The sequence below is a fragment of the Microcoleus sp. S36b_A4 genome, assembly GCF_036700645.1.
Taxonomy (GTDB): Bacteria; Cyanobacteriota; Cyanobacteriia; order Cyanobacteriales; family Microcoleaceae; genus Microcoleus.
The window spans coordinates 1-14,893 of sequence record NZ_JAUBPI010000024.1; the positions used below are offsets into that span (position 1 = coordinate 1).

The 14,893-nt window shown below is 46.7% G+C and carries 9 protein-coding genes; 2 read left to right on the plus strand and 7 right to left on the minus strand.

The window, feature by feature from the left end:
* Window positions 1–343: 343 nt before the first annotated feature.
* On the minus strand, window positions 344–2,584 hold the full coding sequence (locus tag QUA03_RS10050; protein ID WP_333211810.1) for a hypothetical protein: 2,241 nt from the start codon (window positions 2,582–2,584) through the stop codon (window positions 344–346).
* Window positions 2,585–3,428: 844 nt separating this feature from the next.
* Here QUA03_RS10050 and QUA03_RS10055 point away from each other — a divergent pair.
* Window positions 3,429–3,944 carry a phycobiliprotein lyase gene (locus QUA03_RS10055; protein WP_333211718.1) on the plus strand — a complete coding sequence of 172 codons (516 nt, stop codon included), beginning with the start codon at window positions 3,429–3,431 and terminating at the stop codon, window positions 3,942–3,944.
* A gap of 25 nt (window positions 3,945–3,969) precedes the next feature.
* Here QUA03_RS10055 and QUA03_RS10060 read toward each other — a convergent pair whose 3' ends face one another.
* The 4 genes from QUA03_RS10060 to QUA03_RS10075 all read right to left on the minus strand — a co-directional run bounded on the left by QUA03_RS10060 (window position 3,970) and on the right by QUA03_RS10075 (window position 9,733).
* On the minus strand, window positions 3,970–4,641 hold the full coding sequence (locus tag QUA03_RS10060; RefSeq protein WP_333211719.1) for a hypothetical protein: 672 nt from the start codon (window positions 4,639–4,641) through the stop codon (window positions 3,970–3,972).
* A 104-nt stretch (window positions 4,642–4,745) separates the two neighbouring features.
* The gene (locus QUA03_RS10065; protein ID WP_333211721.1) at window positions 4,746–7,274 is read right to left on the minus strand and encodes a DUF3769 domain-containing protein; all 2,529 of its coding nucleotides are present in this window, start codon (window positions 7,272–7,274) and stop codon (window positions 4,746–4,748) included.
* A gap of 299 nt (window positions 7,275–7,573) precedes the next feature.
* Window positions 7,574–7,690 (minus strand): photosystem II reaction center protein I, encoded by a 117-nt coding sequence (locus tag QUA03_RS10070; RefSeq protein ID WP_106151135.1) that lies wholly within the window; start codon window positions 7,688–7,690, stop codon window positions 7,574–7,576.
* 78 nt (window positions 7,691–7,768) lie between these two features.
* Entirely contained in the window at window positions 7,769–9,733 is a 1,965-nt protein-coding gene (locus tag QUA03_RS10075; RefSeq protein ID WP_333211723.1) for a hypothetical protein, read from the minus strand.
* 182 nt (window positions 9,734–9,915) lie between these two features.
* Between QUA03_RS10075 and QUA03_RS10080 the strand changes: the two genes are divergently transcribed.
* On the plus strand, window positions 9,916–13,620 hold the full coding sequence (locus tag QUA03_RS10080; protein WP_333211725.1) for an alpha-mannosidase: 3,705 nt from the start codon (window positions 9,916–9,918) through the stop codon (window positions 13,618–13,620).
* Window positions 13,621–13,739: 119 nt separating this feature from the next.
* Here the strand turns inward: QUA03_RS10080 and QUA03_RS10085 are convergent, their stop codons facing one another.
* Both QUA03_RS10085 and QUA03_RS10090 read right to left on the minus strand, forming a co-directional pair.
* Window positions 13,740–14,327: a cytochrome b gene (locus QUA03_RS10085; RefSeq protein ID WP_333211727.1), complete on the minus strand. Its 588-nt coding sequence runs from the start codon at window positions 14,325–14,327 to the stop codon at window positions 13,740–13,742.
* A 128-nt stretch (window positions 14,328–14,455) separates the two neighbouring features.
* Window positions 14,456–14,668: a hypothetical protein gene (locus tag QUA03_RS10090; protein WP_333211729.1), complete on the minus strand. Its 213-nt coding sequence runs from the start codon at window positions 14,666–14,668 to the stop codon at window positions 14,456–14,458.
* Window positions 14,669–14,893 lie beyond the last annotated feature (225 nt).

Here is a 14,893-nt window from a genome sequence, read left to right on the forward strand (position 1 = left end):
ATAGAGATAGGTTTTGGCTTGTTGAGCGCAGAGGATTTTTCCGCTGGCTTGGAGTGAGCGAATCCTTTACTCATACCCATAAACTTTTCCTTACCTTGATGACTTAGCTTTGAGGCATTATAGAACCGTTAATGACGAGGGGGATCCCTGTGTATTTTGTTTTTTTTGTCAAGTACAATTTATACCAAATTAGATGAGCTTACCCTGCGGAAAGACTGCGATCGATGGGTATTGACGCGGAATAATTGTAGACTTGATTGGGGCAAAGGGCGATCGCACTTTTAAATTTTAGCAAAAGTGCGATCGGCATAATAACTAATGACTAATGACTAATGACTAATGACTATTTCCCCTCTTCTAACCTCAAAAAATGCACCTGTCCCGAAGCTTCCGCCACTACGATTGTCACCCCATCAGGTGCAATAGCGCAAGCTTTCAAAGCACTATCTCCCCTGAAACTAGCAATTACTTCTCGACTTAACAAATCCCAAACTTTGAGAGTATTATCGTCCGAAACAGAAATTGCCTTTGTTCCCATAGTCGCCACAGATGTTACCGCATCAGCATGACCTACCAAAGTAAAAACTTCTTTTCTACTTGACAAATCCCAAACTTTCAAATTGTGTTCCCGCCCGCCAGAAATCGCCCATTTGCCATCCGCCGTAACTGCCACAGCATTCACAAAACTCTCATGACCTTTGAGAGTGAAAAGTAGATTTTTGACGGCTAAATTCCATAAATTTGCCAAAATATTCTTTTCTTTTCCCAAACTCCAAATTTTCAGAGTTTGGTCGCCGGAAGCCGAAATAACCCGCTTGCTGTCGGGAGTAACTGCCACAGCTTTTATCCCGTCCTCATGACCTGAAAAAGTAAAAAGTTCCTCTCCTGTTTCTAAACTCCAAACTTTAATAGTTTTGTCTCCCGAACCGGAAATCGCCATCGTTCCGTCCGCAGTCACTGCCACAGAATTTACCCAGTCTGTATGACCAGTGAAAGTAAAGATTTCTTTTCCGGTTTCTAGACTCCAAACTTTCACAGTTTTGTCGCCGGAACCCGAAACTATTTGCTTGCTATCCGGTGTTATTGCGATCGCTTTTACCCAATCTTGGTGTCCAGAAATAGTAAAAATTTCCTGTCCGTTTTTGAGATTCCAGACTTTAATGCTGTTGTCTCCTGAACCGGAAATCGCTTTCGTACCGTCCGCCGTCACTGCTACAGCATTTACCCAGTCATCGTGACCTGCAAATGATAAATTTTCTTTGCCTCTTTCTAAGTGCCAAACTTTGAGAGTTTTGTCAGAGGAACCAGAAACTATCCGCTTGCCGTCGGGGGTAACAGCCACAGCATTCACTGGGGCGATGTGATTGGTAAAAGTGAAAAGTTCTTCTTTTGTTTCCAGATTCCAAACTTTCAGCGTTTTATCACCGGAAGCCGAAATGACCCGTTTGCCGTCGGGACTGACTGCCACAGCTTGAACGAAACTGCTGTGTTTTCCTAAAGTGAAAAGTTGCTTTCTTTCTGACAAACTCCAGACTTGAACTGTTCCGTCGTAACTGCCGGAAATTATGAGTTCGCCGTCGGGAGTAACTGCTACACTTTTTACCCAGTCTTCATGACCCGTGAGAGTAAAAACTTCTTTTCCAGTTTCTAGGTTCCAGACTTTCATGCTGTTGTCTCCCGACCCGGAAATCAACCGTTTGCTATCATGAGTTACGGCTACGGACTGGACAAAACTGCTGTGACCTTTGAAGTTAAAAATTACTTCTCTGCTTGTCAAATCCCAAACTTTAATACTGCCATCCCAAGAACCTGAAATTACTCGCTTGCCGTCAGGAGTTACTGCTACTGCTTCTACGGCAAAAGTATCGCCTGCAAAGGTAAATATTTCTGTCCCTGTTTCTAAATCCCAAATTTTAATTGTATTGTCCCAAGAACCGGAAATTACTTTAGTGCCGTCGGGGGTGACAGCTACAGCATTGACGTAGGTAAGATGACCTTTGAGGGTGGCAAGTTCTTCTCCTGTTTCTAAGTGCCAAATTTTGAGATTGTGGTCAGAGGAGGCAGAAATTGCCCGCTTGCCGTCGGCGGTGATTGCTACAGCTTGTACCCAGTCTGTATGTCCGGTGAGGGTACGCAACAATCTCCCGCCAGGAGGGGTAAAGCTGGGCGTTAGCGGTCGCATCCAGGGGGTTGTTTGGTGTTGTGCCTGTGCTAGCATTGCTTGAATTTCTGGACTTTCAAAGCGCATCAAGCGGGCTATTAGTTGGGTGGCTAGTTGGCTTTTATCTGTGGCTAGAATGTGGGCAGACAACCGAATTGCTTCTTGGATTAATTTGAGTTGGTCGGCTTTTTTCTCTGAGATAATATCGGGACTTGTTGCTAAATCGTAATCTTCTATGAGCGCCTGTACTCCCGATGCTGACAGCTTGGCTTTAATAAAGTTGTAATCTGTTAGTAAGCTGTATAATTTTTCGCAGTCTGAATTCGCTGCTAGCTGACTTGGCAGGATTTCCAGGTAGTGCGTCTGTTCTGCGGGCTCCATTTTATCCAGCCCTTGTTTAAACTCGGTCATAAATTTACGGATGTGTTTTTTAAATGTATGCGATCGCTAGCTGTACCCTACCGAAAAGCCGATCGAGAATCTTTTCTCTTGACTTAGCATGACATATTTGAATGCTATGTGCTACGGGCTTGCTGTCCTTGGTTTGGTGATGGTTCGATGAATTGCTTGTTTTTTAGTCGGAGTCTGCTTTGAGAATTTTCAAGCAGTGCGATTACAATAAATCGTCGCTAATATAATTAAACTCAGCAACGCCCAATTTACCGATCAATTGACAAAAGCTCACATATATCGTTGCTTTTCTTAACATAGCTGGTGTTTGGGCGATGATGGTCGATCGATCAGCACTGTCAATCGATTTTAGATTTTAGATTTTAGATTTTAGATTTTAGATTTTAGAGTTGGCCCCACGGATAAATTCGGGGGGCAAGTTTCTCGGAGACAAGTTTTTTATTTCTGGACGGATGAATCCGGGGGCTTGTATCCTGGATGCTTTCGGTCAAAGCTAAAAAATTTCAGGTATCGTAATCCTATTTAAAGTGCGAAAAAGACCTTTTATAACGAAATATGATGGCGGATGCTCTAATTTTCTGTCAAGTCGGCCGCATCAGCGAGGCAGATGTCCCCCCTGGTTGGGTTTCGTACCAGGGCGGCATCTGCAATCTGTTTCACCCAAAGCTCTCAGAAAGCTTTGCAGGTGCGCCCCCTTCCTCTAAAATATAGAAAAGGACTTGCACTCTTAAACCAGGTTTCTAGACAAAATCATTGGTTTGACCGCTAGGTACGTAGGAAGAAACCGGGTTTCTGACTCCATAGCGCGCAAGTCACGATCGCAAATAAAGCAGTATTGACTTTAGAGACAAATTTCATGGATGTTATCGAGTTTTTCGAGTTAAGTGCAGGCAAATGGTTTTCTCAGCGTACCGTACACAATCTCAATTCTGGGGAATTGCAGGCCGGTAAATCCGACCTCAAAATAGAACTACTGACAGCTAGCGATGCAGCAGTCGTCAAACTTTGCCAACAACACTCGATTAACCCGGCTTCAACTGGGCTAACCAGCGTTCGGATTAGTTGGGACGGTATTCCCGATCGCGACAAAGCTAAACAAATCGGTTCTACAATACTAGCGATCGTACCAAATCCCGACAATCCAAGCGAAGGTAAAGTGTTGCAAGACAAGGGTAATAGTCGCTACGTGATGGGCGAGGACGTGCTGACATTGATTACAGAATCAGACACCCTCCATGCCGAAGAAAGGCTGTGGTATCTCATGCCCAATTTGCGGCTACGGACTAGCTTTGTTAAACAAGCTAACGGTACGGAACAAGCTTCTTTTTGTTCGGAAATTCGGATGGGAGTAACTGCCCCAAGCGAAAAGTGAAAAATAACTATCTAGTACGCAAAGTTTACACTCTATTTCTGTTTTCTCCCTTCTTTCTTCGGCCTTCTTTGGCAATCGCTTTTAACTTGGTATGAAAATCAGTGTGTTTGACAACTGGGAATGATTTTGCCACAGGTTTGTCCGCTAATTTTTGCTCGGCTTCGGCTCGATCGGCGAGGGCGGTAACAGCCACATCTTCATATACAACAAATTCTGTATTTTCTTTTGTGCGATCGTCGGCTGCGGGCAATTTTCCTGTTTCCTCTGCCTCTGTGTTTGGGACTTCTGCATGAAGCGCCACATCAAGTTGCGCCTCTGATATCCCAAGCAAATGTAACTCTGCGGCAGTTACTTTGGATTCCGGGTCCGATAAAAGTATATCTTCCTGTGGTAGTTGAGCAGCATTTTCCCCGGTTAAATTTTGAGGAAAATTATTGCATACCAAGCGTTCAAACTCGCGATTGAAATGATAGAGAGGTTGACCTATCCGATGCCACATACTCAATAGCTGTCCCACAGAAACAGCCTTGTAGCGGCCTTGGTAAAGCGCTTCAACCACTGCTAAACGCAGCCAATAGCCGGGATACTTGGTCAGCCATTCACCCGCCAATTTCTCGGCTTTTTTGCCACCTAGGTCAAAACCGTAGTGAACCAGCAGAGCCGCTGCTTGTGCAGATATTGCGGTCACTTCTGTCATTTGTTGACTGTTATCTGTTGACTGTTATCTGTTGACTGTTATCTGTTGACTGTTGACTGTTGGTTCCAAATTCCCAATGACCAATGCCCAATTAGCAAATTGAATTAATCGGATAAACGCACCCCTCCTTCTACAGTTCGCGCGTCCCCGGAAAAAGGTTCGGGAGTCCCATTCCAGTTGAAGTCGCTAACTCTAAAAGTCAGGCTGCCGACTTGACGCTCAGGATTAAAACGCAAAATGATTGCGTAGCTGCGGCGACTGTATTCTAAAGTGTAATTCGTACTGATTGTTTCCCCGCTTTCTAAATTAATAGCACTTTGAAATCCAACTCGAAAGCCTCCGTAAACTTGCTGGACAAGTCCAAAAGACAGGACTCTCAAATCTACTAAGCGATCGAATAAAAACGGCGATATACCGTCCCGTCCCACCTGGGTATAAGTCACGTTAAACCCAGTGTAATCGAGGAAAGGGCGGGAGAAATGGCCGAACTGCCCTTGAATGCCGACGCTGCCGGCGAGCGAATTTTGTCTGTCGCCACTGCTGTAATAAGTTCCAACCCCCCGGAGTCCCAAGGCCAGTTGCAAGAAAGGAACCACCGGCGTCCGCGTATACCTCAAACCCTGGGTAGGAGTGCGGGGTAGCGGTTCGCCCTCCCACAGGTTGAAACCGCGACTCAAGGCAAAGCTGAGCTGGGAACGCCCCAGATCGACGCGGTTGTTTTCCCGCACTGGTTCGAGCAAGTCTGCTCGATCGGTGTCAGCATTGATAAATTGATACCCAGCTTGGTAGCTGAGATTGATGCCCGTGCCTCCGAGTGGGATGACTGGGGAAGTCAGGACTGCGCCGAGACTGCTCTGCACGGTTTGATAGCCCAGAGAACCGTTAAACAGTCGATCGCGATAACTGTATTCTGCTGCCAGAGTGTGAGTGCCGATCAACTGCCGCAGGCGCAAATTCCCCCGAAAGCTGTCTTCCGGCAAATTGGGGAAATCTTCAAAACTCAGAAATATTGCCGATCCGTCCAGGCTGGTGCGCGGGCCGAGACTAGCGCGTAACCTCGCTTTCAGCCCGTAGCTGTCGGGAGAAAATGGATTACCGCCGTTCTCTGCCACGAGCCGCTGGAGGTAAATTTGGGGCGTCAGGGTCAGCCGCACCGGCCCGTTTTGCAACACCTCAAAACCGCACTCGGCATACAAACCGCCTCTGTCCCCCCCGTCGTAGCCAAAGGTCAAACACGGGCCGTTTTGCTGCCGGCTGTCAAACACTTGCCTGCGGGGATACACGGGTATTTTCACGCGGTTGTCGAACACCAAGCGGGGTTTAGTTGTGACTAATTCCTCTGCCGTGGGCGAAATCCTTCTAATCGTCGCCGTCCGGGCCCTGTATTCAAATTCCGGCGGGGAAAACGGGTCGTTAGTAAGCCGAATGTTGGTTGCTACCCTCGCGCCGTCTGGCAGGAGTTCGATGCGTTCTGCTTCAAAGCGGATGCGGTTGACGGCACCGACCACTTGGGGGGCTGCTAGCTGTCCGCCTCCGCCGATAGTCACTGTAGCAGCGCCGGGGGATTTGACTCCGCGCAGGGGCTGCTGGCTGGTAATTCGATCACTCAGAGGCTGTTCAAGAATCGTCCCGGCACTGATATCTGTCGGCAGTGTGGGAGTCAATTCGCTACCTGCTGCGGGCAGGAATATTTCGCCCCTGGCTTGTTCGACTGCGCCGCTGTTGAGGCCGAGATTGAACTCCATCCGCTGACCGCGCACTACTTGTTGGCCGCGGGTATAGGCGACATTGCCGGATGCTACCACTTGGCGGGTGACTAAGTTGATGATCGCCCGATCGGCATCAATCACAGTTTGCCGGAATCGCACAACGACATTACCAACCGCCGTGACAATTTGCTGCTGGTCGTCGAATTCTTGGCTGTCGGCCTTAACTTCGATAGTATCGGCCGGAGTGACCGGAAAAGGAACCGTCCGCTGAGAAGGCGCGGTGCGGACTCCCGGCGCGGCTGGTTTAGGTTTCGGTGTCGGCGCAGGGGGTGTTCTGGGTGCGGGGGCAGTTCCTGGTGTGGGAATGTCGAACTGCTGTTGCCCGCTTGGTGCTGGTTCTAGCGCGGGTTCTGGAACGGGAATTTCAGCAGGTTCGGGAGAGTTATCTTCTAACTGCCGGCCTTGGGCCTGATACCAACTTTCCTGCTTTCGGACAACATTCCCCTCCTGTTGTTTCTGGGCCTCTGCGGTTCGTTTTCGATTGCGAATGGCAACGGCATTTTCTACCGAACCCAATGGGTAAGCCGTAAACGAGGAATCTTTCGGAGTTTCCGCAGTTTCGGGTTCTCTCACAGGGGCCTGACGCTGAAATCCCACCACTGCCTCGCCGCTTTCCACTGCAGCTAAGGGGTCGGCGATTTCTGGAAGCTGGTCGGTGGCTGGGGTGGTGCCCCGGAGTGGGGCTGCGGGTTCTTCTGGGGCCGGTGTGGGTTCTGGCTGAACGATATCTGGGCTTGGTTCCGGTATTTCTGTGGGGTTGCGGAGGGTGTCTCCATCGCCGGCCGCGACAGTGAGGGCGACTTTTTTTGGTTTTGCGATGTAGATGATGCCAGGGGGTTCTGGCGGCGGTACCGGATAGGGCATAGTTACAACAGGTAAGTCATCCGATTTTAGATTTTAGATTTTAGATTTTAGATTTTATAGGGTGCAAATTATTGAAAATTTTGCATCTAGAAGGCAACTGTTTAAACATTAATCTGATATCTAAAATTCCCCGTGGCTTTGGCGCGCCGGAATAGGGCTGCTTTCAGAAGTTGCTTTCGCCACAAGATAACCTCGCTGGCGGTGCGAGGTCAAGTTTTGTCCGACTAATTTTCGCGGGTTTGTCGGCTGTTGCAGGGGCTGCGGTGGCGCGCCCCTACTCTGCGGGCGAGATAACTTGTTTATTCCATGTCTCTGCGGTTGGGGTTCCGGGCTGGGTCATTGGACAAAAATCCAAATACAAACAGGGAAACAAAAAATAGGACAACTACATTAACTACGATTTTGAGGGTTAGCACTGTGGGAGTCTCCAAAGATGGCATAATACTGAGCTGATTTGCTGCTGTTGCGGCAACTTTTTTATCATAAGCTAAAGATTAGTCAATTTTATCTTTGCTTTTGAGGATTTTGGGCAAGTTGATTTTTGCCCAATTCCATAGTTGCTCGGCGATGTTTTCTAGCCGCAGCATAACTCGATCGAGCCATTCGAGCACTTGTTCTAGGGGGTGCTTAATGTATCCCATCGATTCTGCTTTTGTTTCTAAGTAGTCGTCTTCTGCTGGGACGCCTGCGCTGGGATTTTTGGCTTCTGCTGTGGCGGGGGTTGCGGCGGTGTATCTGCTAGTTTGGGCGGTGATTGCTGGAGAGTGGTTGTTTTGTCGGGTGTTCGGGTTTGTGTTTTTTGGCACTTGGGTTTCCTGTGCACGCCCTGGGGTTGATTCTGCTGCGAGTGCAGAGCTATTTTTTTGAGTAACTGCTAAATCAGATAAATCAGATGCTGTTTGGGGTTGACTTGTTGGGCTTTTTGTCAGCAAGCTCTGTTTTAGCTGCCCCAGCAGGCGGTGAAGTGCTTCGGGGTACGGGGATATTGAGACTGCGGTCGATCGACCTTCTGACAATTCTCCTAATTCTGCAATTTTTTGCTTGACTTTTGGACTGCTTTGTGATATTAGGGGCGCAGAACTTTCCTCTATTAAATGCTGCGGTGCTGGTTCCCCAAATAAGTCTTGCCAATTCAGCCACGGTCGATCGACCTCTGGGCTTATTTGCGTGTTTTCTTGTTCTTGTCGCTGTTTCAAATAATACTGAATGGCGACGGATTTCTCCGTATTATCACTCGCTGCCGTTTCTTTGCCCAGGAGGTGGTCTACTGACGACCAAATCACTTGTTCGATGTTTCGAGCGTATTTTTCGAGGATGTCGCGGGCGGACAAATCTAAATTAGTTTCGTTGCCCGATGTGCCAATTTTGACTCCGGGGTTTTCTGTGGGTGCGGGGGTTGTTTTTACCGAGGGGGGGAGGGTAAATTCTTCGAGGTTGACGGCGGCGCGATCGAGTAATGTAACAAAGGAGAGAGGAGTAGGGGGTCGATCGAACTTGCTGTTAAAATTAGTTTCTAGTTTTGGGGTATTGTGGTCGATCGAATTCGATGCCGCAATTGACTGCTGTACGGTTTTTGCTTCAATCTGCGCGCGGGCTTTTTGGACTAGGATGGCATTGCGGTCGATCGATTTTTTAACTGCGAGGATTGATTCTCCAAACTGATTTCTTTTCAGAGCAACCGGACTCGTCTGAAGCCATGCTATCAATTCCCAAAAACGACGCATCGGCGGCAACTGCGCTTTTTTGGCAGCCGACTCCAAACCAAGATTAAATTTTAATTCTTTTTGGGTAATTTCCCGTTGTTCGGGCCCGCAGTTTGCTACTTCCCAAGTTATGCGACCTTCGAGCATTTCCTGCTGTTCGGGCGTCAAAATATCTAATATCTGATTTTCTTTTCCGACCAATACTAAAGTGCGGGCTGGGATAAAACTGGCAATTCCTTCAACTTTCGGTTGCGGTTTTAATTGAGTTTTAGCAAGGGGGTGTTCTAAGACGGAAGTGGTTTGATAATTGGCGGTTTGTCCGCTAAAATTGATGGCCGGAGGTAAATCGTTAACAGCATTTCCCTGATTTATTAACAGCGGGAAGCTGGCTAAAGTTTTCGCAGTTTGCGACGAGTTTAGTAAATTTTCGGCTAGGTGTAAAATTTCGGCGATCGAACTTTCGTCGGAAGTTTCCCCCTGATACCAATTTTGTCGCAAATCGGGGTTTTCGTCGCCGCCAAATTCTTGCAGTTCCGGTAAATCTACTTTTTGACTTGATTCCCGCAACTGTCGGCCCAGCAATCGGGAACTTTGCACCAGCAAATAAGCTGGATAAAGCAGAATTTGGGTGGCGGTGAGAGTTGTTTCTTTAATTTGACGCCAAGTTCGATCACAATTGTCAGCGACTTGGCGGGACTGTTTCGATATAAAATTTAATAGTCGGCTTTGGTAGGGGCCGTAGTAACCGTTGGACATAAGTTTTATTCTTGAATTCAGATTTTTGATTCGCGCCGGAATTGCTGAATATTGCTGTAAAATCAAAGCGAGATCTTAATCGCAGCTTCAAACCCTCTGAAACCTTTATTTCTTCGCGTCCTTTGCGTCGGGGCGGTTCAATCCGATTTTTGATTAATACACAATTCCTATTTTAGCGAAATATGAGCGCTTCTGTGTCACCTGCTAGCAACAATATTTCTGCCACTGTCGAGAAGTTGCGCCTCCTCAGCCAAGTGGAGGTTCAGTCTGGTTGGAGGTACTGCGATTCGGACTCTGCTGTCTCTTCAGTAAATATTTGTAACAAGCCGATTGCCGAACTTAACGGCAAAGGACATATTGCTTGGCCGTCGGGGAAGCAAGTTTTGTATTTGGGTCAGCAATTTGTAATTCCTGACAATTTGCACGGCTATCCTGTGCTTGGTTTGCGATTGCTACTGGGCTTGACTTGGTGGGCGGAAGATGCTCAAATTTTTGTCAACGGCGAGTTAGTCGGAGAGGGAGATTTATTTGATTTTGCCGATCGAGTTTTGTTGAGTGCGTCGGCCAATCCCGGAGATGAGTTTTTAGTTATTTTGCGGTTGGTAAGTCCGGGTCACGATAACGGTGCTTTAGTGCGATCGATTTGTCTGTACGAAGCTGCGGACTCTTCTTGTTTTGATCCGGGTTTTGTGGCTGCCGAATTAGAGATTTTGCAAAATTCGCTAAGTCGAAATTTAGAAAATGTAAATTCCCAATACCTCTCCACTGAAACAATAGCAAATCGCCCTATGTTTGTCAAGGGGGAAACGCTGAAATCAGAGATTGATTTGGCGCTTGGTTTGATTGATTGGTCGGCTGTGGGCGATCGCGAAAAGTTCGATCGATCGCTGTCGGTTTTGCGGCACAATTTATTGGGATATCTGCAGGCTTTTTTGGGGGATTTAGATGAGGGAACCGCAGAGGGCGCAGAGGGCGCAGAGGGAAGAAGGGATGAGGTTTTTGAGGTTGGAGAAAATAGCAATGCTACATCTATATATATAGGAGAAAGTGGTGCTCTGACATCTTTTTCTGGGGATTTAGATGAGGGAACCGCAGAGGCCGCAGAGACCACAGAGGGAGGAAGAAGAGAGGAAGTTTCGGAGGTTGGAGAAAATAGCAATGCTACATCTATATATATAGGAGAAATTGGTGAACTGACATCTATATATACAGGTAAAATCTATTTGGTCGGTCACGCTCATTTAGACTTAGCTTGGCTGTGGCCTGTCTCGGAAACTTGGGAAGCGGCAAAGCGAACTTTTGAGTCGGTATTGAAATTGCAATCGGAGTTTCCCGATTTGATTTTCTCTCATTCTACTCCGGCACTTTATGCTTGGATGGAAGAGCATCAGCCGGACTTATTTGCTGCGATTAAAAAACAGGTGGCGGCGGGTTGCTGGGAAGTTGTCGGGGGGATGTGGGTAGAACCGGATTTAAACTTGATTTCCGCTGAATCAATGGTGAGGCAAGTTTTTTACGGACAGCTTTATGCAAAAGAAAAATTTGGGGAATTGATGCGGGTAGCTTGGCTACCGGATACTTTCGGTTTTGGGTGGCAATTACCTCAGATTTTGCGGCAAGGTGGAGTTGATTATTTTGTGACGCAAAAGTTGCGGTGGAACGATACAACGGAATTTCCCCACGGTGCGTTTTGGTGGGAAGGGTTGGACGGTACTAAAATATTTAGTATGATGTCTCCTCCAATTGGTGAAGGCATAGAATCTGTGAAAATGGCAAGTTATGCTTTTGACTGGCAAGCTAAAACTAATTTGCAAGATGCTCTTTGGTTGCCTGGGGTTGGCGACCACGGCGGTGGCCCGACTCGTGATATGTTGGAGGTGGCGAAACGCTGGAAAATGTCGCCTTTTTTTCCGAGGTTGGAGTTTGCGAAAGCGGTTGATTATTTGTCTTTGATTGAGAGTCAGTTTTTGCCTGAAGTTACGACAACTAGGGCAGAAAGTGATGTTCCAGAATCAGACAATCAGGAGAATTTGCAGGCGCGAGAATTGTCTAACTTGTCGGCAATGAAGGATGGAAATCCTTTCATCTCACAACTCAAAACTCTTCCCGTTTGGAAAGACGAACTTTATTTAGAATTCCACCGGGGTTGCTACACGACTCGCGCAGACCAAAAACGCCAAAACCGCCGCTGCGAAGAATTGCTCTACCAAGCGGAGTTGTTGTCTTCGCTGGCCACTATTTGTACTGGTGCGGTTTATCCGAAATCTGAGTTAGAATCAGCTTGGAAACAAATTTTGTTTAACCAATTTCACGATATTTTGCCCGGTTCTGCGATCGCCCAAGTCTATGCGGATGCTAATCTAGCCTTTGCTGAGGTCGATCGCACTTGTCGCGAAATCCTGTTAAAATCTTTGGATGCAATCTCGGCTCAAATTTCTCTCCCCTCCCCTCCGCAGCCCGACGCTCAACCGATTTTAATTTTCAATACTCTCAATTGGGATCGCTCTGAGGTTGTCGCCGTACCGCTTCCCGATTCCGCTGATTCAGCTTGGCAAATTTACGATTTTTCCCGACGGCGATTGGTGTCGCAGATTGTCAGGGGCGATCGACCGCAATCGCACTCTACACTGTTATTTTGGGCAAATAATATCCCCGCCGTTGGCTACCAGGTGTTTTGGCTGTGTCGCGAAGACGCTCCAACTGTGGATAATGCGTCCGCGAGTCCAGAAACCGAAAAAAAGACAGAGTTATCAAAACTTACATACGGTATAGCACAAAAAAACACAGTTAGTCAAGAAACGCCTTTTGCAGCCGCACAAATGGTATTAGAAAATGAATTTATTCAGGCAACAGTAGATGACAAAACTGGGGATTTATCCAGCATTTGGGATAAAGTAAATAACCGAGAAGTCTTGAATGCAGCAGGCGGCAATCAACTGCAAGCATTTCAAGACAGCGGTCAATATTGGGATGCTTGGAACATCGACCCAAATTATCAAAAACATCAATTACCCGCGCCGACACTCAAAGAGATTGCTTGGGTAGAGCAGGGAGAAATAAGGCAGAGTTTGCGCGTAGTCCGACAAATTGGTAAATCGGAGTTTTGCCAAGATTATATAGTAGAAGTAGGTTCGCCGCTGTTGAAAATCAAGACAGTGGTAGATTGGCAAGAAACTCACGTTTTAGTAAAAACAGCCTTTGGGTTAAATGTAGAAGCAGATTTTGCCACTTGCGAAATTCCCGCAGGTGCGATCGATCGCACAACCAAGCCGCAAACACCCGCCGAAAAAGCTAAATGGGAAGTGCCGATTTTGCGCTGGACTGATATCAGCAATGACGGTTTCGGAGTGAGTTTGCTCAATGATTGCAAATACGGTTGCGACCTTCAACCAAATCAAATTCGACTGACATTGCTTCGGGGTTCGACTTGGCCGGATGAACAAGCAGATGTAGGAGTTTCCGAATTTACTTATGCCGTCTATCCCCACAGCGGAAATTGGCAAGATGCAGGTACTGTTCGACAGGGGTACGAGTTAAATTTACCACTGCTAGTAAAGGTGTTGCCCAAGTCGGGAGAAAATCGAAACAAGAGTTTACCCGCAGTGAGGAAGTTCTTGGATTGGTCCGCCGAAAATTTAGTGTTGATGGCTTTCAAACAATCGGAAGATGATTCTAATGTTTGGATTTTGCGGTGTTACGAGTGTCACGGTAAAGAGGCGAAGTTGGAATTAAAGAGCGATTTGGGTTTGGCGATTAGTCAGCCTGTCGATTTATTAGAACAACCCATAAATTTGTCCCAGAATTCAGACGATGGGACAAGTTTCAGAATATCACCGTGGAAAATAGCCAGTTTTGCAGTAAATTTATCATTACCAATTCAGATATAGCGGTTCTCAAAAAAAAGTGCGGTATGCCCTATGCCCTATGCCCTATGCCCTATGCCCTATGCCCTATGCCCATGAGTACCTCATCTTTCTGAGAAAGGCTATAGTACCCCATCGCAAATTTATCCCACATTTTGAGACTTTGGGAACTTAGTGCTAACAAAATTTGTCAACCTACGCCAATTAGCTCTCACAACTTTCTTCTGATCTAAAATATGCAAAATTACGCAGGCTAAAAACGTGTACCCAAGCCAAAAATGCAAACTCCTTCCTACCTCAACCAGTGCGGAATTCTGCGGAAACATATCCGGCAAAAGAATTCCGAAAAATTTCACATTGTTACTTTTGTAAGAGTTAGAAAGTAAGAAACCCGCAACCGGAACTAGCCACATAAAAACGTACAAAGTTGCGTGCAGAGCAAAATTTTTGTACCATTCCTTAGTAAACTTTGGCAGGCGTTTCGTATATTTTTTCCACCATACGCGCAGCAGAGTTAAAATCCGCCAAGTCAGCAAAGCCATTGTCAGCACTCCTACGGATTTGTGAAAATCGTAAAGGGGGCCTCGAATAAACAATTCTCCCGGCAATCGAGCCATAGACGTACCGGTAATAAACAACACTAAATAGCAAGCTGACATCACCCAGTGTAAGGACATCAGTTGTTTGAACGCAGAATTAAGTCTGGGTTTCGCAGCGGGTTGGGTAGTCACTCTTCCTTACCTCCTTAGCGTTTGCTGGACAAGATTAAGTATAAACTATAGGACTAAAGCTCGTGGTCGATTGTGCATTATAAGATTTACTTAACTTAAGTATTATAAATATTTATTAAACAGTCTAATTAATTAGATTCACGATCGTCATTCCCAACACAAAACATCGTACTTGGGTCGATCGCCTCCCAAGCAGTTTTCAGGTCGAGTATCCCCAAACCCACCGCAAAAGCTGACCCGATAATTGCCACCGCCGCCCGGTTCATCCGCAGCCTCGGCAAATATCCCCAACCGAATCCGAAGTAGGTCAGTCTCACTACTAGGTATTTGAGTGTTATCATATATACTTAAAACTATTGATTGCCGATTTTTTTTATTGTCTAGGATGCTAAAAGTACAGCCTGGGTAATTGCAGCTAAACCTGCTGGCATTGCAACTATCGGGAAATATCGTCTGCAGACCGTGTACCAGCTACAAACAAACACAGTGGTTGCATTGGGAAGCGAAAATCAGGGTGCTGGACAAGTCGTATTTTTGTTACAAGTTGTAACTTTTTTCAAACAACA

Excerpts from the sequence above, each read along its gene's own strand:
- QUA03_RS10055 (WP_333211718.1), top strand. The coding sequence starts at position 3,429 with ATGGATGTTATCGAGTTTTTCGAGTTAAGTGCAGGCAAATGGTTTTCT.
- QUA03_RS10060 (WP_333211719.1), bottom strand. The coding sequence starts at position 4,641 with ATGACAGAAGTGACCGCAATATCTGCACAAGCAGCGGCTCTGCTGGTT.
- QUA03_RS10065 (WP_333211721.1), bottom strand. The coding sequence starts at position 7,274 with ATGCCCTATCCGGTACCGCCGCCAGAACCCCCTGGCATCATCTACATC.
- QUA03_RS10075 (WP_333211723.1), bottom strand. The coding sequence starts at position 9,733 with ATGTCCAACGGTTACTACGGCCCCTACCAAAGCCGACTATTAAATTTT.
- QUA03_RS10080 (WP_333211725.1), top strand. The coding sequence starts at position 9,916 with ATGAGCGCTTCTGTGTCACCTGCTAGCAACAATATTTCTGCCACTGTC.
- QUA03_RS10090 (WP_333211729.1), bottom strand. The coding sequence starts at position 14,668 with ATGATAACACTCAAATACCTAGTAGTGAGACTGACCTACTTCGGATTC.